We start from the raw sequence: 19269 nt of genomic DNA on the forward strand, positions 1-19269 counted from the left end.
GCATCATCCGCCTGATCACTGCTTCTTTACGCTCTGGTGAATATCGTGTCATTGCTCAATCCTGAGCGCCCCCCGAACATTAATGAAAAATCAGACACGACAACTATCCTGCCACGGGGGGGTATCGCGCACAGTCGTGAAGCGGCGGTAGAGCGCGTCGCGCTCGATCATATTGCCCGACACCAGCACGTCGGCATCCGCCAACTGCTTCGAACAGCCGCTGAACACCTGGGCGCCACGAATGCCGACATGGTCGTGTTTGACTCCATAGCCGAAGGCGCCTTCCTGCGCGTTGGCGCTGCCTCCGGTTATGCCTACCAGAACCGTCGAGAACACCGCCGCTTTTGTAAAAATCTGTTTCGTAGATTTTCCCTCGTTATGTCCAGAGTGGCGGCGCCAGTGAAACGCGCACCTCGCCATTTGCTAACGACTACTGCGACTCAAGGTTGGTCATCAGCTGATAGTAGAACCCGATGGAACGGCCGATCTCCTTGAGCTGGATTCGCTCATCGACGCCGTGCAGTCGGGGCATGTCGGCAACTGATTCCAGCTGCAGCGGGGTTACCGTATAGGTGTTGACCCCCAGCGATTTGGCCGCAAAATATTTCGCGTCCGCCCCGCCAACAACGAAGAACGGCGCCACGATGATCTCGTTACCGTAGATCTGGCGCAGGGTTTTCTCAATCAGCGCGTACTGTTCGCTGTGGGGGTCGGCGATCTTGGTTGCCGGGGTCGACTGGGATACATCGGTGATGGTGATCCGCTCATCGTCGATCACGTCCCGCACGTAGTTCATGATGTACTCTTTGCTGTCGCCGATGGTGGGCCTGAAGTTCACCACAGCGCGCGCCATCGGGGGCATCACGTTGGCCTTAACACCGCCTTCGATGATAGTCACGGCAGTGGTGGTGTGCAGCATGGCCCGGGTGAGCTCCTGGCCTTCCATCATCTCGATGAATTGCTGCTCCAGTTCGGTCATTTCGTCGTCGTTGCCAAACGCTACGGCGGCGTACATGTCCTTCTGGTCCTTGGGCAGTTCCGGGCCGAGCCAGCGATACTGGTGACGCAGGGCGTCGTTGAGCTTGTAGGGGAAGGGCGCAGCCTCGAGCTTGGTAATGGCCGCTGCCAGGATGCCGATGTTGGACGTCTCGGGCGGTTGCGAAGAGTGGCCGCCTACCCCATCAACGCGCAGTTCAAGGGACAGGTAACCCTTCTGGGCGATGCCGATGAGCGCGGTATTGTCCGGGATGCCGGGAAACAGGCCCTCCGCCAGTGGCGCCGACTCGTCAAACACGAGGTAGACATCACCCATGCCGCGCTCCTCGAGGAGGTCGGCAATATGCCCGACGCCCTCGCCACCGCCGACTTCTTCATCCTGTCCCATGACAAAGTAGTACGTACGGGTGGGCTGGAAGCCTTCCTTGATTTTCATCTCAGCCGCTTCCAGGATCGCAAAGATCATTCCCTTGTCGTCCCAGGAACCGCGTCCCCAGAGGTAGCCCTTATCTATCGTGCCCGCGAAGGGGTCGTAAGACCATTCATCCGGTGACGCGATCGGCACAACGTCCTGGTGTGCCATCAGGATGACGGGCTCCAGCGAAGGGTCCTTGCCTTCCCAGGTGTAGAGGAGGCTGTAGGGGCGAGGGTCGCCCAGGACTTCCCGCTTTAGTGTTTTATGCACATTGGGAAACGTCTTTTCCAGGTAGTCGTGGAAACCCTCGAAGGCTTTCACGTCGAAGTCGTCACGGTCCTCGTTGGAGATGGTCGGGAAGCGAACGCCACCCGCGAGCCGCTTTGCTGCGGCGTCAATGTCGACCTCGATGACCACCGGGTCAACGTCTTCAGACTGCATGGAAGTGAACTCCTGCTCCGCGCATGCCGAAACAGACAGGCCAATGCCAAGCAGCGCAGCGGGCACTGAATACAACAAACTGTGTTTAAACGATTTCATGCTGGGTTAACCTCATTTACTAAACGAATTGGACAGGAAAGACATATTGCGGGTGATCATTGCATCGTGTTCTTGTAGATCGTGCCATCCTTCATTATCAGCTTGAACTTGTTCTCCGGGTCTCCGACAAGGTCGAGATTCTCCAGGGGGTTGCCGTCCACGAGGATCATATCGGCGTAGGCGCCCTCGTCGATTATCCCCAGCGGGCCTTCAGGGTAGGGGGTCAGTTTGCCCGACAGCTTCAGCAGATCGGCGTTGTCACAAGTTGCCATTTTCAGGGCTTCAAACGGGGTAAACCACTTCTTCAGTTTCGCCAGCTGCGCGCCCTGGCGTTTGGCCAGGTCAGCACTGAATAGCGTGTCGGTACCGAAGGCAATCTTCACGCCCAGTTTCTTCGCGTTGGTATAGACAAAATCCGTACCGTGAATGACGGACAGGTATTTCTCTTTCTGAAACTCGTTCAGTGCGGGCGCGTCTTCATCGTCCATGAAAGGCTGCATGCTGAGCCAGACGCCTTCTTTCTTCATTCGCTTGAGGCTCTCCAGGGTAGCCATATGGCCGTGCTCGATGCTTTTCACGCCGGCATCGATGGAGTGCTCAACAGCCTCGTTATTGATCGCATGGGTCAACACATAGGTGCCCCAGTTATCCGCCGCTTCCACAGCAGCCTTCAGTTCTTCCCTGGTGAACTGCTTGGTGTGAATCGGGTCGTAGGACGAGGTCACGCCGCCGCCCGCCATCAGCTTGATCTGGGTGGCCCCCTGCATCAGTACCTCGCGCACGCGCTTGAGCACCTCGGGCACACCGTCCGCGATATAGAACTGATCTGCGGTCTCGAAAGGGTGGAGTTTGTCCGGTGTGGCCGGCACGTCCCGCGTCATGCGGAAATCCATGTGGCCGGCGGTCTGTGATATGGCCGGGCCCGAAGGAAAGAGTCTCGGCCCCACGATCAGTCCTTCGTCGGTCGCCCGGGCAATATCAAACATGGGGCCGGCGGTATCGCGGACGGTAGTGAAACCGCGATAAAGCGCGTCGCGCTGCGCAACCGAGGTCTTCAGGTTCCAGTAGCCCTCGTTGGTTGTCATCATTTCGACAATGGTGGCGGTTGCATACATTCCGTGCCAATGCGCGTCAATGAGGCCCGGTATCAGGGTATGGCCCTCACCATTGATCTCGACCGCGCCTTCAGGCGCCGCCAGATCGGGCCCAATGCGCTCGATCATATTACCCGACACCAGCACGTCGGCATCAGCCAACTGCTCTGAACAGCCGCTGAACACCTGGGCGCCGCGGATGACGACATGCTCATGCTTATTGCCATAGCCAAAAGGTCCCTCCTGTGCGTTCGCGTAGCCGCCCATGGCGGTTACCAGGACCGCTGAAAATACTGCAGCTTTTGCTAATAGCTGTTTCATGATATTTCCCTACATAGTGTGATTTTGATGGATGTTCGCTCGTTCTAGCGACCACCGCGCCCCGTGCTCAATGCAGTGTGTTTTTGAATACCTCACCATCCTTCATGATCAGGTCAAAATTGTCCTCCGGGTTAGCGACCAGGTCGAGATTCTCCAGCGGGTTACCGTCAACCAGGATAAGGTCGGCATAGGCGCCTTCCTTAAGCACACCCAGTGGGCCTGCCTGGTAGGGACTGCGCGGCCCGGATAGGGCGAGCAGCCTGGCATTTTCTGAGGTGGCTATCTTCAGCGCCTCGTAGCCGGTGAACCAGTTACCCAGTTTCGCCAGAAACTTGCCCTGCTTGGCCGCCAATTCCTTGTCCATCAGCAGATCGGTGCCAAAAGCGATATTGACACCAACCTCCTTGGCCAGCGGATAGATCGTGTTGGTCGCATCTGTCACCTCAATCCACTTTTTCTGTGCCACCGGGTTGGCGGAGAAGTCAAAGGCGTCCTCATCGTTCAGTAGCGGCTGAATGCTCAACCAGGCTCCCTTCGCCTTCATTTTCTTCAAAACCTTTTCGCTGATCAGGAAACCGTGGTCCATGGACATCACGCCAGCCTCTAGGGCCATTTCCACAGCCTCGTCAGTGAATACGTGCACTGCCGCATAACTGTTGTAGCTTTTCGCTACGTCCACGATCGCCTTCATCTCCTCCAGTGAGTACTGGCGGACATCCACCGGGTCATAGACCGAGGCCACGCCGCCGCCCGCCGCGAACTTGATCTGGCTGGCGCCCATGCGGAATATCTCCCGCGCCCTTTTTTGCACTTCGGGGACGCCGTCGGCGATCACCATGAACCCGTTCCGGCCCCAGTAATTCATGGTGGATTCCGCCGGCACCTCAAAGGGCAGGCGATAATCGTAGTGGCCACCGGTCTGGCTCATAACAGGACCCGAGGGAAAAATCCGGGGACCGACCAGCGTGCCTTCGTCGATCAGCTTCTTGATGGCAAAGGTATTGCCCCCCAGGTTGCGAACCGTGGTGAAACCCCGCAGCAAGGTCGGCTCCGAGGCAAGCGCGCCGCGAATGGCGACCTCGGACATATCACCAAATAGGATGGCGGTCTGGGGGATCTCCGCCATCGTCATGTGCCAGTGCGTATCTATCAGGCCGGGGATCATCGTGCGGCCGGCCGCGTCGATGACGATTGCGTCAGCGGGCACCTCCATATCCCGGCCTATCTGTCTGATCAGATTGCCTTCAATGAGAACGTCAGTATCCTTGATGAGTTTCTCGTTTACACCATCGAACACGTCGGCATTGGTGATCAGGGTGACGGGCGTTTTGCTCTCGCTCTGGACAGAAAAACTGAACAAGGCGAGGAATGTGCTTATCAACAGTAAAAGGGCGCGTATTCTCATCGTCATCAAGATATCTCCACTGAATTCCTTAGGTCAGTAATTACCAGGGCAGGGGAACCACTGGCGCAAATGAGAACCGAATCTGGTAGTCCGGACCAATGGCGTCCGACTGTTTTATATAGTGCCAATACTGCAGGCTGAACTTCCAGGGCGTTTTGCCGATCATGGTGGTCTTGGCGATGCCCGTACCCAGGGGAAACGCCCATTTTTCGTCGCCGCGGGCGGCTTCATGGTTGTAGCTGAAGGTGGGCGAACCCTGGATCTGCCAGCCGCCGCCCAGGTTGATGGTGTAGAAATACTGGCCGCCAGTGATGCTGGTGTCGAAGTCATCATCGCCGGCAACATCCCATTGGTGCGTTATCAGGGTGCCCAGCACGCCCCAGTCGAACACCTGCGCTACCATGACCTCAGGCCCGAGCAGGTATTGGCCCAGGCCGACGGCGTCGTCTGTAGCGGTATCCAGGGTGCCGACAACACCGCCGACGAAGACGGTTTTGCTGGGAAAAGTTTTGCCGATAGCCACATCAAAGCTGATATCACCAAGCTCGACATCGGAATCCATAAAGGCGGAAGTGCCGGCAATGCCGAACTCGTCAGCGGGGGTCGGAGCCACGTCGCCACCCCCAACAACCGGGATCGGCTGATCAATCAGTATAGGGATGTATGGCCTGGCATATAAATTGACGCCTTCGCCGAGCTTATAGGGCAGTACCGGCTGGAACCCGATTCGCCAGGAGTCATGGCCATCCGCCCCCGGCGCATCGCCCTTATAGCTGACGTAGTCAATGGGAAAGTTCAGGGTACCCAGAGAGGTATTGGGGTTAGCCAACTCCTTCGCCAATTCATCGGCGCTCATTTCTTCCTCGCCTAATGCGGGCCAGGCCAGGAGGGAGAGAGACAGCACCAGAAGTGGTGACACTTTAGGTCCAGAGCCCCGACGAAAAACAGTCATAATATATCCTTTAAAATTTTCCATGGTTAGTAGTAATAGAACGTGCTGAACTGCAGGCGCGACGCCTCACCGTCGTCGCCGGAGACGATTTCCTGAGCGCCCCACATGTACTCCAGGCCAACCCGGAAACGCGGGTCAAAGTCATAAATCAGGTTGGCGTGAGCCGCCCAGGCTTCCGCCATTTCGTCCGCCTGGAACAGTTCAGGAATGTCCTCGAGCCGGGTGTAGGCATAGTGGAAATTGGATGAAAACTTGCCGGGAAGGTCCAGGTGCAGGCCGATGTTGGCGTTCCAGCCCGTGGCCAGCTCCAGCTCGCCGTCTTCAGTCAGGGCGGCATTGGGCGTGCCGGCATTAGCAAAGGCGATGATGTCTGCCACCGTACCGTCGGTATAGCCGGCGTTGAAGCCCAGGAAGTGCCGGTTGTCGGGGTCCAGGTAAAAGCGGGAGCCGATGACTGCGGTCCAGCCCAGCTCGGAGGCGTCATCCTGGCCGTGTTTACCATTGAAGCGCACTTCATTGAGGGCGGCTCCAACGCTGACCACACCATGGTCCCAGGGGTAACTGAGCCCACCCGATAGACGCGGGGCGTCGGCCCGGGCCAGTCCTTGGCCGTCGAGGCTATCGGGCGTTACGATGCGGGTGTCGTCGTAGGCCTCCAGGCCGACTGCCCAGTCGAGCACGCCGAAAATCTTGTCGCCATCCCACTTGATCTGCTCCGAGCGGCCACCCAGGATGGCGTCCCCGGCGGCGAAGTCCAGGATCAGGGGCAGGGCGCGCAGCTCAGTAATAATACTCCAGGTGCGCCCCGCCAGCAGCTGCCCGAATTGCATATAGGCGTGGCGCAGGCGGAAATTGGTGCTGTCCTTGCCATCGAAGAAGTCGAACTCCAGGTAGAACTTGTCGACCTTGTAGGGGGAGTTGACGTTGCGGATTTCCAGGTGAGTGCGGCTCTCCCGGATGTGCAACTCGCTGTAGCTGCCGCCCTGGGGTGAGTCGTTGACGGGAATTTCCGACAGTACGAACTGGTATGGATCGCCCACACCATCGAAGTCGAAGATCAGGTCGGTCTTGGCGTAGCCACCGAGCGAGAACCTGAAGTCCGAACCGAACAGCGGCACGGATTTTTCAAAGTCTGGGTCATTGAGCTCACCGCGACCCAGCCCGCCCAGTGGCATATTGGCGAGAATGTTTTCGGTATTTACTTCCAGGAGTTCGTCTATATCCGCTTGATTGACGGCCTGTGTAGCCGGGCTAACCACTTTGGCCCAGTGGTCCGCGTCATTGCCGTGCACCACCAGGGTGTCCAGTTGGGCCTGCTGGCCGGCATCCCTGGCGCGCAGGAGATCCAGTTCCCGCTGCATTAGCTCCATGCGGGCCTGCATAGCCTGCATTTCCTGCATTTTTACCTGCATCGCCCGCAGCTCAGCCTGCAATTCCTCTATGGACATGCCCTGGCTGCTGGCGGGTAAAGATTGCATAAGCATTATTGCCGCCAGCGGGGCGGTTATTGTCAACCCCGGCGGGCTGCGGTGACACAGGCGGCTGCGATAACCTGCCGCGTATCTGTAGCTAAAATCCTGGAAAATTCCCGCTTTGGTCATGAAACTCTTAACTCCTTTACTACAGCGTAAAAGCCCAGAGCTACTGGCGCATGGCACTGAGACTGGCGGCCACGCTTAAGGGACCTGGTTACGCACCGAGAGTTGGAAAGTCGGTACCGCCTGCCAGCAGGCTGGAATTGAATGCGCTGGGGGGACTGGCAGATCATTTCCAAGATTCTTTCACATTCTTCTGCTACATTAACCATGAACATATATGCATATCTTCCGCGCTACCCACTGAAGGTGGTGTCACACCAATGAAATCTGCGAGGCAAGGCTGCTGTGAATGGCGCGCTTCCAAACGTTGAGAGCCCGATCAGGGCGTGTCGAAAGGACAAAAGTGCGAACTATGATCCCGGCAAAGTGAATCTGCCGGTGAGGGAATCCTTCTTTGTGCAGATTGGCCGGGGGGAGCACCTGGTCGATGTGCAGATTGCAACCGTGGGCGATATAGGGCTTGTTCGGCTGGGCATCGATGTGGAGTCAGCGGGCGTCAATGTGTTGAATCCCGACTACATCGGGTTCGTTATCCCGCTGTCGTGGGCGGGCGATCTTTTCCTCAACGGTGAAAGGGTAAACAAGTCGGCCATTTATATGCCGGGCGATCTCGACTGCCTGCATTTGCATTCCAAGAGCCGTGTCATCCTGGGGGTGACAATGCCGCGCGCTCCATTTGTAGACACGCTTGCCGCTTTGCGTGGAGTCGATGTCGATGATATCCGACTGCTTGATCGCGAAATGTATCTGGGTGAGGCGGCGGTGGGGGCCGTTGCAAGCCGCCTCACAGCGATCACCCAAAGTGTATGCAATGCACCGTTGGAATATAATCAACACAGCATCCTCAACGAGGTGTATGCGTTGCTGACAGACGCCTACCTGCACTCCCCGACACGACCGGTTTCGCGCGTCGACCGATCCCATTGCCCGAACCACATTGTCCGCCTCGCCGAGGAACGTTTTATGGCTGCTGAGGGAAAACCAGTTTCCCTGGCTGATCTCTGTGCAGCGGCGGACGTCGGCAAGACCTCGCTGTACAAGGCCTTCAACAGTGTCTGTGGCCTGCCCCCTCTGGCTTACTTCCAGAAACGCCGACTCACGCGGGCGCGGTCGTGCCTGCTTCACGCCGACAATGACCGGGGTGGTATCAAACAGACCGCGCTAAGCTATGGTTTTACCGAACTCGGGCGTTTTTCTGCGCAGTATCGGCAGCTTTTTGGCGAGTTACCCTCTGTGACGCTGAGTCGACACGAGCAGGGTTATTAGCTCGGCGAGTGTGCGGCGGACAGGTTTCGCTTGCAGATCTTTGCACCGAGACCGATGACAGTAAATCCGTGTTCTGCCGTGCCTTCGATACAGTCTGTGGTGAATCTCCGCTTGCCACAAACGCCGGCTCAGGCCGCTGCCTCGCCTGACCTCACTTCCGGGTCGAAGGTGATGGGCATGCACTTGATGCCGCTTTACCAGGCTCGAGCGGGTGTATTCCACCGGGCCGGTCAGTTTCGGGTGGCGCAGGCGGGGGATGATTTCCTCGAACATGACCCGCATTTCCAGTCTCGCCAGGTGGGTGCCCAGGCAGACGCGCCAACGAGGAATTCACGCTGCGGACCAGGTGGTTCGACAATGTCGAAATCCTGCGTCAGGCAACCTCAAAGGCGGGCAGCTTGCTCGCGCTCTCCGGTCGGCGCAATCCCTATCCCGGTAAACTCGGTGTAATCGAGCAAGGGGCGCATGCGGACCTGCTGCTGATTGACGGTAATCCGCTGGAGGATATGTCAGTCATGACCGAATACGAAGACAAATTCGACCTCATCATGAAGGGAGGCCTTATTTACAAGAACACCCCTTAACGCCAGCCAATCAGCCGGATTTCGGTCCTTTGTTTCCCCCCTGAACTGCGTTTATAATCCGCCGCTGGCGCTGAAAGCCCTGTACGGCAGCAGCCAGCGGCCCGCATCCCTCGTCAATTGTGCATTGTCCAGGGCGATGACATCATCGTCAGGCGTGGTCTTTTCCCGGTTTCAGCCCGTTAATTGCGTGCTCGCAAGGCGCAGCAGAGAGGATAAGGAATGACAGCCACAAACCAGCCGAAAGTTGCCGTGGTCATGGGCTCAAAAAGCGATTGGCCAACCATGAGTGAGGCCGCCGGAATCATGGATCGACTCGGTGTCGATTACCACGTGGAAGTGGTGTCGGCCCACCGCACCCCGGACAAATTGATGAGTTTTGCCGCCAGTGCCCGGGACAACGGCTTCGATGTGATTATCGCCGGTGCCGGTGGAGCCGCCCACTTGCCCGGTATGATTGCCGCCAAGACCCCATTGCCGGTGCTGGGCGTGCCCGTGCAGAGCAAGGCCCTGAATGGCCAGGACAGCCTGCTGTCCATCGTGCAGATGCCGCGCGGCGTGGCCGTGGGCACGCTGGCTATTGGAGGCGCCGGTGCTTTCAACGCCGGCCTGATGGCCTGCCAGATCCTGGCCCTGCACGACGCTCTGCTTGCGGACAGGCTCGGTTCCTTCCGTGCGCAGCAAACACAGGACGTACTTGATAATCCCGATCCACGCGAGCAGTAGAGAGCCACAGTTACCATGAAAGACGTTTGGGTGATTGGCGCCGGACAACTGGGCCGGATGATGAAGTATGCCGGCACGCCGCTGGGTATTAACGTGCACCCGGTCAATGTGGATGATCCCGATCTTGCGGCACCAGCACTGGGTGACGATGCCATCGTTACCGCCGAGCGCGAACTGTGGCCGCAAACCCCCTCCGGCATGGCCTTGCAGGCCCACCCCAATTTCCGCAACAGCACCGTATTCGGCCGCACCGCGGATCGCAAGACGCAGAAAGAGCTGATTGATTCCCTGGGGGTCGCCACTGCGAAGTGGCTTAACGTGGCTGCGGCCACTGACGCCGCGCAGTGCTTTGCCGCCCTGGGGGATACCGTCCTGCTCAAGCGCCGTTCCGGTGGCTACGATGGCCGTGGCCAGTTGTGGCTGAAGCAAAGCGAGAACGATGAGATTCCCGGTGACTGGAAAAACAGCGCAATCGCCGAGGAGAAATGCCCCTTCGACGAGGAAATGTCACTGGTGGGCGCCCGTACCGACAGCGGCGAGCTGGTCTTTTATCCCCTGACCCTCAACCTGCATGTCGATGGCATTTTGATGGCGTCAATTTCGCCTTTGCCGCGTCTCGAGCACCTCCAGGCCCAGGCCGAGGAGATGCTGGGCGCCATCCTCAACGAGCTTCAGTATGTGGGCGTCATGGCGATGGAGTGCTTCCGTATCGGTGACAAACTGATTGTCAATGAACTGGCGCCACGGGTGCACAACAGCGGCCACTGGACCCAGGCCGGGGCCAGTATCAGCCAGTTCGAGATGCACCTGCGGGCGATTACCCGGCTGCCGCTGCCCAGGCCCATTGTGCGCAATACCTCGGTGATGATTAACCTGATCGGCATCGACTACGACGAGTCCTGGCTCAGCTACGCAGATACCCAGTTGCACTGGTACAACAAGGCGGTGCGGCCGGGGCGGAAAGTCGGCCATATCAACATCAATGACGGCAGTATTGAGTACCTCTGCCGGGCGCTGGACCACCTCCAGTCCCACCTGAGCGACAATTACCTCGAGGTGGTGGACTGGGTGCGCGCGCAACTGCAGCGGCTTAACGCCTAGACTTCAACCTGGCGCGGCGGCGTGCTGTATCGACATGAACAGCAGCCTGACCTTGCCCAGGCGCAACTCGTCGCCGTCTTCCAGCGCGGCCCTGGCGACCGGTTTGCCATTCAGCCGGGTGCCATTGGTGGAATTACTGTCCGCGACAAACCATTGGCCGGTGTCGCGGGAAATCAGGGCGTGCCTGGATGAGATGGTTGCCTCGTCGATGGCCACATCGCTGCCAGCCGAGCGGCCGATTACCCAGGCGCTCTGGCCGGCTTTCAGGGGAAACAGCGTGTTGCGGCCCTGGTCGCTGACGACCATCAACACGCCATCGGTATGATCTCCCGCGATCGACTGGCGGGTCATTTCCTCGGCAAGGATGTCCAGCGGCTCGCGCGCCGCGGGTTTGCCGACCAGGGCAACATCTTCCGCAGTCCAGCCCGGGGGCATGGGGAAGGGCATGCGCATCCCGGTGGCGCTGGGATCGTCCTGGTCGAGGACATAGTTAGCGTCGGCAGGCGCGAGGCGGCCGCCGAGGAGGGTGAGGTGGGAATCGCTGTCCGGGGCCACGACCATGAAGTGCTGCTGGCCAATGGCGATGATGTCGCCCGCGCGCAGCTGCTCCGGTTGCCGCAGGCGTCGCCGGTTGACCAGCGTGCCATTGGTGGACTCCAGGTCCTCGATAGTAAGCCGGTCGCCAGCAACCCGGATGCGGGCGTGACGGCGCGAGGCCTCAGTGGAATCGACCACAATCTCACAGTCCCGCTTGCGCCCCAGGGTAATGGAGTCGGCGATCAGGGGGATGCTCTCGTTGGTGCTCATGTTCCTGAGCAAAAAATGGCCAGTCATGGGGAGATTATTGCCGATTCCCGGCAAAGTTGAAATCTCCCGCCCAGGATTTGATGAATTGTGATGGCCGGCGAATGTCGACGCCTGCCGTCAGTATCAGGGCTTGCCCTGCAGTTTGTGGGCTTTGCGTATCGCCGCCGCCTGGGCGATTTTGCCCTCGCGCAGCAGGGCCCGGCGGCGCGCATGGAGCGATGGCCCGTCCTTGCCCTTGCTGATGCGGGCAGTATGCCCGTCAGTGGCGCGATAAGCGGAGAAGGCGCTGGCGAAACTCCTCATGACTGACGCCCCCTGCTGCTTGTATGTTGCCCGCTGCGGTTAAGTGCCAGCCTCAGTTGTGGGTCGCCGGCGTGTGCTGGCGCTGCTGAATCGTGCAGTGCCTGGTCGAGAGTCTGCACCGCCCGCTCAATGGTTTCGCGCTCGCACATGGGTTGTTGCGCAACGACCACGTCGGTAGCGAAGCTGCTCATAAAGCCTCCTCTGTAGTGACAACTCATCTTATTGGCAGCAACAACTATGCCAGCAGTCGAAGACAGCAATAATACGGCCGCAAGCCTCTGTTATCACTGCAAAAATCAAATAGCGCCGGGGAGGGCAGAGGTGCTGTCGCCTGGCTCGGGGCCGTGTAAAAACTGCAAAGCCCTGGTAATTTCTACAAGCGGAGTGGTCGCTGGCGCCCGGCCCTAGAGAACCGGCGAGGCCAGTCGCGAAAGTTTCACGCCCAGCTGCCACCAAAGGGGACGCTGGGCCAGGGTGTCCGGGTCTATCGGCTCGGCGTGGGCAAAGTCCCGTTCGAACATCGCCGCCATCTCGGTCGCGAATTGCTCGTCCACGATAATGGCGGCCACCTCGAAATTCAGGCGGAACGAACGGTTATCGAAATTGTGGGTGCCGACGCTGGCCACCCGCTTGTCGATCAGCATGACTTTTTCGTGAAGGAAGCCGGGTGTGTAGGCGTAGAAGCGAATACCCAGGCCGCGCAGTTTTTCAATGTAATGAAATGCCGCCAGGTAAACGGGCAGGCTGTCCGGTTTGCCGGTGGTAATGATGCGCACGTCAACACCGCGCAGGGCCGCCAGGACCAGTGCCTTCATAACAGCCTCGTCAGGGACGAAGTAGGGCGCAGACAGCCAGATGCGCTCCTGGGCACTATTGAGCGCGGCCACGAAATACAGGCTCGCTCTCTCCAGTTGCCCGGTGGGTGCCGTGGGCAGGATCATGACCGTTTGTTCGCCCCCGGGTGCCGGCGTCCAGTTCAAGTCCGGGATCCTGCGCGTTGCCCAGTACCAGTCGGACAGTATCGCCAGTTGCACCTGCAGTGCCGCGGGGCCCTCGATTTTCACGTGGGTGTCGCGCCAGGGGCTGAAGTCCGGGTCCAGCCCCAGGTACTCGTCGCCCACGTTGTGACCGCCAATCCAGGCGCTTTTGCCGTCAACCACCACCATTTTGCGGTGGTTGCGGAAATTGAGCTGGAAGCGGTTGCCCCAGCCCTGAGTTGGCTTGAAGGAACTGACCTCGACGCCGGCGGTAAGCAGACTCTGAACGTAGGTCTCCGGCAGACCGGAACTGCCTACCTCGTCATAGAGGACGATTACCTGCACCCCCGCGCGGGCCCGCTCCACCAGCGCGTTTTTGACCCGGTTGCCGAGGCCGTCATCGTGGATCATGTAGAACTGGAACAGAACGTAGTGCTCCGCCCCGGCGATGCCCGCGAGGATGCTGTCGAAGGTGTCAGCGCCATCGACCAGCAGCTCTACCGCGTTGCCTCCAACGGGGGCATTGTCAGACAGCTGGTACACCGCGTTTTGCCACGAGGGGACTTCGCTCTTCGGCAGCTCCCACGGAGCCAGGTCCTGGCCGTACTCATCCAGCAGGCGATCGATCTCGTCGGCCCGTTCCTCGAAGGCCTCGAGCATGCCTTCAAAACGGTTGCGGCCAAACACGGCGTAGGCAGGGACGGCGACAAAAGGCATGCTCACCAGCGACACGGTCCAGGCCACGGCACCTGTCGAGGTCCGGGTAGTCAGTGCCGCGTGCATGGCCATCACAATACCGGTGATGTAAAAGAATGTGATGACTATTCCGATCATACGCTGCTTGCTGAATTTCATGTGCTCGCTGCCTGGCTGTTGCGTTGAGTATCCTGTTCCAGCCGACGATGCGTCCAGTTTTGCCTGATATTGCTTTGCCCGAGGGTCGGAGCCTGTATTATAGACAAACCTGTTCAAGAGTTAGTCTATGTCCCTATCAAGGTCCATTCCCGGCAGCAAACCGGTGCGCGACACACTGCTGACCCTGGCCGCGCTGGTGGTTGTGCTCGCCGGCGCCCGCTACGCGTCCAACCTGCTGGTGCCGTTCCTGCTGGCGCTGTTCATGGCGACCATTCTCAGTTCACCGATCACCCGCCTGCGTCAACGCGGGGTGGCCAACTGGCTGGCGGTGTCCATCGTTGCCTCCGCCGCGCTGTTATTCATCGCCCTGGTGTTTGTCCTGCTGGGCTCGACAATCAGCGGCTTCGTGCAGATCCTGCCGGATTACGAAGAGCAGTTGCGGAATCTGTTGCGGGGCTGGCTGGACTGGCTGGACAACCGGGGTATCGAGATCAGTGGCGATGCGCTCTCCAGTGCGCTGGATCCCGGATCGGCAATGGGTTTTTTCGCCGGGTTCCTGTCCGGCCTGGGAGATACCCTCAGTAACCTGCTGCTGATTATCCTCACCGTCGTGTTCATGCTTGCCGACGCCAGTTCGCTGGGCGATAAACTGGCGGCGGGGCGGACCCCGGAAAACAGCCAGCGTATTGCCGGCTTGTCGGTGCTGGCGGTCTCCATGAACCGCTACGTAACCACCAAGACCCTGCTCAGCCTGCTCACCGGCCTGTTGATCAGCACCGGTATGTGGCTGCTGGATGTGCAGTTCGCCCTGTTGTGGGGGTTTCTCGCCTTCCTGCTGAATTTCATCCCCAACATCGGCTCGTTTATCGCCGCGGTGCCGGCGGTGCTGCTGTCCCTGCTGGAGCGTGATCCGCTGCTCACGGGCCTGATGCTGCTGCTTTACCTGCTGGTGAATACCCTGGTGGGCAATGTGATCGAACCCCGGGTTATGGGCCAGCGCCTGGGGCTGTCGACACTGGCGGTGTTTCTGTCACTGATTTTCTGGGGCTGGATGTTCGGCCCGGTGGGGATGCTGCTGTCGGTGCCGCTGACCATGGTGATCAAGTTTGTCGCCGAGCAGCAGCCCGGCAGCGCCTGGTTCGCGGTATTGATCTCCAAGCCTGAACCCCTGCCAGCGCCGGACAGCGAGGGTGATTCCTCAGGCTGAGGGCAGGAACCTCAGAGCCACGCCGTTATTGCACCAGCGCTCCCCGGTCGGCGGCGGACCGTCCTTGAACACGTGACCCTGGTGCCCGCCGCAGCGGATGCAGTGGTACTCGGTGCGGGGCCAGATCAGCTTGAAGTCGGTCCTGGTGCCCATCGCTGCGGGGATATGGGTGAAGAAACTGGGCCAGCCGGTACCGCTGTCGTATTTCATTGCCGAACTGAACAGTGGCAGGTTGCAAGCGGCGCAGAGGAAGAGGCCGGCCCTGTGTTCGTCATTGAGGGGGCTGGTGAAAGCGCGTTCCGTGCCTTCCTCGCGCAACACATGGAAAGCCTGCTTTGACAGCAGTCGACGCCACTCCTCCGCGCTGCGTTGCAGAGTGTCGTTGGCGTCGGGCGGTGAAAAGTCCGGGGGCAACAGCTCGCGCCAGTTCTGCTGCATGCTCTCGATGTCGGCGGACGAAGTCGCGCCGACCGGCCACGGTCGCAGGGCCAAGGCCAGAGGCAGGGACATAAATCCGCCAAGCAGGGTGCGTCTGTTCATGATTGTGTGACCGCCCCGCGGGGGAAAAATTCCGGCCCGCAGGCGTTTTTGTCCCATCATCATCACCCGCTAGTCTGTCAACAGGAATTTTTCGCCCCGGCGGTCTAGAATCAGGCTATGGACAGATCGGATGGGAGAGGGCGCTGGTTGATGCCGGTGCTGCTCATGGTTGTGCTTATGTCATTGCAGACCAACGCCGGCGACAGCCAGGCACAGCGGGAGGCCATGCTGGAGGCTATCCGGCAGTCGGTGCGCGACTCCGCCGGCTATACCGGCCGCAGTGAATTGAGCCCGGCGGTGATGGCGGCGATGGGCGCCGTGCCGCGGGAGGAATTCGTGCCGCCCGCCCACCGTCACCTGGCCTACCAGAACTCGCCGCAGCCCATCGCTGCGGGGCAGACGATTTCCCAGCCCCTGATTGTCGCTCTCATGACCGACCTGCTGGATCCGCAGCCCGGTGACAGGGTGCTGGAAGTGGGTACTGGTTCCGGCTACCAGGCCGCAGTACTGGCCAAACTGGTGGCGCATGTATACAGCATCGAGATCCACCGGCAGCTGGCGGAGGGGGCGGCGGACGTACTGCAGCGACTGGGTTACGCCAATGTGACCGTGCGCACCGGTGACGGGTACGCTGGATGGCCGGGGCAGGCGCCGTTCGACAAAATAATCGTGACTGCTGCGCCGGAAACCATTCCGGCGCCTTTGCTCGAACAGCTGAAACCCGGCGGGAAACTGGTCATCCCCGTGGGCGCGGAGCACGGCTTCCAGGAACTGCTGCTGGTGGAGGCGGGCGCGGCCGGCGAGGCCTCCAGGCGCTCGGTATTGCCGGTGCGTTTCGTCCCGCTGACGCGGGACGATGATCTCGACTGAGCGGATTGCCGCGGGGCCCGGTAGCTGTGGTCCGCCGCGGCCGGGAAAGGAACGGCTGCCCCTACTGTCGGTTGATGATCTTCGGGTCGAGATCGCCGGCGGATGTCTTCAGGCAGTAGTTGTACTGCGCGCCGCCGGAGTCATCCTGGTCGGTAATGGTCAGACTGGCACCGCCGCCGGTTTCCGGCCAGCTGAACTCGGCACCCGCACCGCCATTGGGAAGGCTGTTGCCATTGGCGTCTGTCATGGTGATCGGCGGGCTGGAGAAGGTGCCACTGGCGAGGTTCCAGGTGATGCTTTGTTGCCCCGCGCCCTGGCCCTGGAAATTGATTTCCCCGTCGGCGCCCACGCTGCCCGGCCCGGATACTTTCGCGTAGGTCGCGGATGTGCCGTTGTTTGTCACATCGATTACAAGTGTTCCCATGTCTGAATCCTCGCAGTTCCCTGTCAAGTTATGTGGCCGCCGGTTGGCTGACGCCGGAAATTAAGCCTAGCCCAGTCTGGCGGATATGCCAGCCAGCACATGCCGGGGTGAGAATTGCTGGCGCGGTAGTGGCGAGCTCTTACGGTGCCAGGCGGCGATAGTCGCCGGTCAATTCGTGGTTGCGGTAACCCTCATCGACCAGTCGGCGGCCAAGTTGTTCTGCCGCGCTGCTATCTCCCAGTCGCAGCAGTGCGTTAAACCTGAGATGGGACTGGGCGTGGGTAGGCCGGGGCACCCCGTCCAGAATTGCCAACGCGCGCTTCCAGTGGGACATCGCCAGCGGCAGCTCACCCTGGAGCCTGGCTATATCGCCGCGGTACAGCGCGATTGCTGCGCTCACATCCGGGTACAGGAGATGGGAGCGCAATTGTTCGGGCAGTCCGGCGTGGGTGCTTGCCAGCGCTTGTAGTCGGGAGGTTGCGCGCTCGCTGTCATCCATGGCCAGCCAGTAGCGCACCGCGGCGATCTGGCATTGGGTGTAGCCAGAGAGCAGCCATCTGCTGGAATCGGCGTTCAGTGAGCGCAGGGACAGGCTTGATTCCCGGCACCTGTCGAGGTACCCGGGCGCCCGCTGCAGGCGGCCGGTGGAAATATGCAGCAGGGCCAGCCGGGCGCTCATGAACACGTAGGATTTCCAGTAGTCCGCGTTTTCCGGGTCGAGGTCGACGAGCACGGCAGCCTGGGCTTCGCCCGCTGCCAGGGTGTGCCCGGCCTGCTCGCTGTCACCCTGCTTGAGTTGCAGGGTGGCGCGGGTTTCCAGGGCCGTCACCATGCGGCTTTGCACCGTGCGGTCGTCGGGGGCGAGTCGCAGCAGCCGCTGGTAGGTTTCGTACTCGCGGGCGTTGAACTCGGCCGACTTCGCATACTGGTTTGACGCCAGGTAGGTGCTCGCCAGCCACGACGCCTCCTCGGCGTAAATGCGCAGGTACTCCGGGTTACCGGGCCGCGCATTGAGCAGGGCTTCGATCAGCCGCAGGGACTGGCCAAACTGGAGCTGGGCCTGCTGCCAGTTCCCCTGCTGGTAGTAGAGGGCGCCCATGCTGCTGTGGGCGTAGTGGAGCTCAAGCTGCCAGTCAGGATTGTCTGGCTCGATGTCATTCAGTCGCCGGGCCAGCGCCAGGTACTCGGTCAGGTGCCTGGAGGCCTGGTCGAAGTCGAGGTTTTCCCAGGCAATGTAGCCCTGCCAGAAGGTACTCTGGGCGTGATCGAAGATGCGTTTGGTATTGTCAGGGCCGGCGTCCAGCAGTGCTCCTGTATCGGCGGCAACCTGGGAAAAAATGTCCGCCGCGCCCGACAGGTTGCCCTTGCCGCGCTGGATCTCGCCGAGCAGTAACAGGGCCCGTGACCTGCGCCCCAGTGAGTCCGCGTTCATGTGCTCTGAACCCAGCCCCTCATAGTATTTCAGGGCGCGGGCGCCCACCGAGTCCAGCACCGCCAGCCGGCCCACCGGTTCCAGCTGGTCGCGCAGGTCGCTGATCATGAACTCAATAAGGCTTTCGGCGGAATTGCGCCGCGCCTCGGCGACCTGGTTGGCGCGCAGGGTTTGCACGGTCAGGAACAGCAGCACCCCTGCCATCGCCAGCGCAAACACGGTCACAGAAGCCAGGACCTGTACCCGCCGCTGGGCCTCGCGCTGAATCAACTGGTCGAGGTCGACGCCGAGCAGGGACGCTACCAGTTTGAGCCGCACCAGTCTGCGGCCGTCGCCACCCGGGCGAAGATCCGGGGCGAGTGGTTCCCGCTTCCGGTTGCTGAGGGTGCCGTCGGCGTCCAGCTGGAACCTGAGCTGGTCGGGGAAGCATTCCAGCTCGGGCGGCTGGCCGGAATCGGCGGCGTTGGGCTCGCCGGCAACGATAACCGCCAGCACCTTGTCCACCGAGCGCAGCCGGATAAACTCGGCGATTTCCTGATTGACCCACTCCGAGGCGACGGCCCTCGGTGAACAGACGACGATCAGGTATTCGGACTGGGCCAGGGCCTTGCGCAGGGTCTCACCCAGATCCGACGCGGCGTGCAGGTCCTCCCGGTCCTTGAACACCGGCCGCAGGGCGGTGGCTCTTTCCTGTTTGCGCAGCGAAGCGGCCAGGTGCCTGGGCAGGCGATAATTTTCCACGGCCCGCTGCAGCCAGCGGGCGGCTTTCTCATCCTGGCGGCTATAGGAGATGAAAGCCTTGTATTTGTAGTCTGTGGTCACAGGGATGTGACTCCGCGCCGATCACCTGAACGCCCAG

General features: G+C 60.3%; 19 protein-coding genes. 6 read left to right on the forward strand and 13 right to left on the reverse strand.

Going from position 1 to position 19269, the window contains the following annotated elements; translation table 11 throughout:
- Nucleotides 1-90: 90 nt before the first annotated feature.
- From DWB85_RS16135 to DWB85_RS16160, 6 genes are all read right to left on the reverse strand, one after another.
- Nucleotides 91-420, reverse strand: coding sequence for a hypothetical protein (locus tag DWB85_RS16135; protein ID WP_133300646.1), 330 nt, complete (start codon nucleotides 418-420; stop codon nucleotides 91-93).
- 10 nt (nucleotides 421-430) lie between these two features.
- Nucleotides 431-1852, reverse strand: coding sequence for a M20/M25/M40 family metallo-hydrolase (locus DWB85_RS16140; protein ID WP_239017356.1), 1422 nt, complete (start codon nucleotides 1850-1852; stop codon nucleotides 431-433).
- A 155-nt stretch (nucleotides 1853-2007) separates the two neighbouring features.
- Nucleotides 2008-3366 carry a metal-dependent hydrolase family protein gene (locus DWB85_RS16145; RefSeq protein ID WP_117956623.1) on the reverse strand — a complete coding sequence of 453 codons (1359 nt, stop codon included), beginning with the start codon at nucleotides 3364-3366 and terminating at the stop codon, nucleotides 2008-2010.
- A 67-nt stretch (nucleotides 3367-3433) separates the two neighbouring features.
- The gene (locus DWB85_RS16150; protein ID WP_205422772.1) at nucleotides 3434-4777 is read right to left on the reverse strand and encodes a metal-dependent hydrolase family protein; all 1344 of its coding nucleotides are present in this window, start codon (nucleotides 4775-4777) and stop codon (nucleotides 3434-3436) included.
- A gap of 34 nt (nucleotides 4778-4811) precedes the next feature.
- Complete coding sequence (locus DWB85_RS16155) at nucleotides 4812-5723, reverse strand: hypothetical protein (protein ID WP_133300647.1); 912 nt, start codon at nucleotides 5721-5723, stop codon at nucleotides 4812-4814.
- A 26-nt stretch (nucleotides 5724-5749) separates the two neighbouring features.
- Entirely contained in the window at nucleotides 5750-7201 is a 1452-nt protein-coding gene (locus tag DWB85_RS16160; protein ID WP_133300648.1) for a hypothetical protein, read from the reverse strand.
- A 405-nt stretch (nucleotides 7202-7606) separates the two neighbouring features.
- On the opposite strand from DWB85_RS16160, the gene DWB85_RS16165 reads away from it, so the two are divergent.
- The 4 genes from DWB85_RS16165 to purK all read left to right on the forward strand — a co-directional run bounded on the left by DWB85_RS16165 (nucleotide 7607) and on the right by purK (nucleotide 10995).
- Nucleotides 7607-8587 carry a helix-turn-helix domain-containing protein gene (locus tag DWB85_RS16165; RefSeq protein ID WP_133300649.1) on the forward strand — a complete coding sequence of 327 codons (981 nt, stop codon included), beginning with the start codon at nucleotides 7607-7609 and terminating at the stop codon, nucleotides 8585-8587.
- A 398-nt stretch (nucleotides 8588-8985) separates the two neighbouring features.
- Nucleotides 8986-9171: a hypothetical protein gene (locus tag DWB85_RS16175; protein ID WP_117956634.1), complete on the forward strand. Its 186-nt coding sequence runs from the start codon at nucleotides 8986-8988 to the stop codon at nucleotides 9169-9171.
- Between the two features lie 219 nt (nucleotides 9172-9390).
- Nucleotides 9391-9894, forward strand: coding sequence for a 5-(carboxyamino)imidazole ribonucleotide mutase (purE, locus tag DWB85_RS16180; protein WP_117956636.1), 504 nt, complete (start codon nucleotides 9391-9393; stop codon nucleotides 9892-9894).
- A 15-nt stretch (nucleotides 9895-9909) separates the two neighbouring features.
- Nucleotides 9910-10995, forward strand: a complete 1086-nt coding sequence (purK, locus tag DWB85_RS16185) for a 5-(carboxyamino)imidazole ribonucleotide synthase (protein WP_117956638.1) — start codon at nucleotides 9910-9912, stop codon at nucleotides 10993-10995.
- 3 nt (nucleotides 10996-10998) lie between these two features.
- Here purK and DWB85_RS16190 read toward each other — a convergent pair whose 3' ends face one another.
- The 4 genes from DWB85_RS16190 to cls all read right to left on the reverse strand — a co-directional run bounded on the left by DWB85_RS16190 (nucleotide 10999) and on the right by cls (nucleotide 13937).
- Nucleotides 10999-11829 (reverse strand): FHA domain-containing protein, encoded by an 831-nt coding sequence (locus tag DWB85_RS16190; protein ID WP_117956640.1) that lies wholly within the window; start codon nucleotides 11827-11829, stop codon nucleotides 10999-11001.
- 96 nt (nucleotides 11830-11925) lie between these two features.
- Nucleotides 11926-12105 (reverse strand): hypothetical protein, encoded by a 180-nt coding sequence (locus DWB85_RS16195; RefSeq protein ID WP_117956642.1) that lies wholly within the window; start codon nucleotides 12103-12105, stop codon nucleotides 11926-11928.
- Nucleotides 12102-12296: a hypothetical protein gene (locus DWB85_RS19435; protein ID WP_133300650.1), complete on the reverse strand. Its 195-nt coding sequence runs from the start codon at nucleotides 12294-12296 to the stop codon at nucleotides 12102-12104. The genes DWB85_RS16195 and DWB85_RS19435 overlap by 4 nt, the downstream gene beginning before the upstream one ends.
- A 213-nt stretch (nucleotides 12297-12509) precedes the next feature.
- Nucleotides 12510-13937, reverse strand: coding sequence for a cardiolipin synthase (cls, locus tag DWB85_RS16200; protein WP_205422773.1), 1428 nt, complete (start codon nucleotides 13935-13937; stop codon nucleotides 12510-12512).
- A gap of 127 nt (nucleotides 13938-14064) precedes the next feature.
- Here cls and DWB85_RS16205 point away from each other — a divergent pair, with 127 nt between their 5' ends.
- On the forward strand, nucleotides 14065-15144 hold the full coding sequence (locus tag DWB85_RS16205) for an AI-2E family transporter (RefSeq protein WP_117956644.1): 1080 nt from the start codon (nucleotides 14065-14067) through the stop codon (nucleotides 15142-15144).
- Here DWB85_RS16205 and msrB read toward each other — a convergent pair.
- Entirely contained in the window at nucleotides 15136-15684 is a 549-nt protein-coding gene (gene msrB / locus DWB85_RS16210) for a peptide-methionine (R)-S-oxide reductase MsrB (protein WP_117956646.1), read from the reverse strand. The genes DWB85_RS16205 and msrB overlap by 9 nt on opposite strands.
- Before the next feature lie 117 nt (nucleotides 15685-15801).
- Between msrB and DWB85_RS16215 the strand changes: the two genes are divergently transcribed.
- Nucleotides 15802-16554: a protein-L-isoaspartate(D-aspartate) O-methyltransferase gene (locus tag DWB85_RS16215; RefSeq protein ID WP_117956648.1), complete on the forward strand. Its 753-nt coding sequence runs from the start codon at nucleotides 15802-15804 to the stop codon at nucleotides 16552-16554.
- Nucleotides 16555-16615: 61 nt separating this feature from the next.
- On the opposite strand, the gene DWB85_RS16220 is transcribed toward DWB85_RS16215, so the two are convergent.
- A complete protein-coding gene (locus DWB85_RS16220) occupies nucleotides 16616-16978 on the reverse strand; it encodes a hypothetical protein (RefSeq protein ID WP_117956650.1) in 363 nt (120 codons plus the stop codon).
- Between the two features lie 139 nt (nucleotides 16979-17117).
- The gene (locus DWB85_RS16225; protein WP_162846165.1) at nucleotides 17118-19232 is read right to left on the reverse strand and encodes a toll/interleukin-1 receptor domain-containing protein; all 2115 of its coding nucleotides are present in this window, start codon (nucleotides 19230-19232) and stop codon (nucleotides 17118-17120) included.
- Nucleotides 19233-19269 lie beyond the last annotated feature (37 nt).

Source organism: Seongchinamella sediminis, from assembly GCF_003457605.1.
Taxonomy (GTDB): Bacteria; Pseudomonadota; Gammaproteobacteria; order Pseudomonadales; family Halieaceae; genus Halioglobus; species Halioglobus sediminis.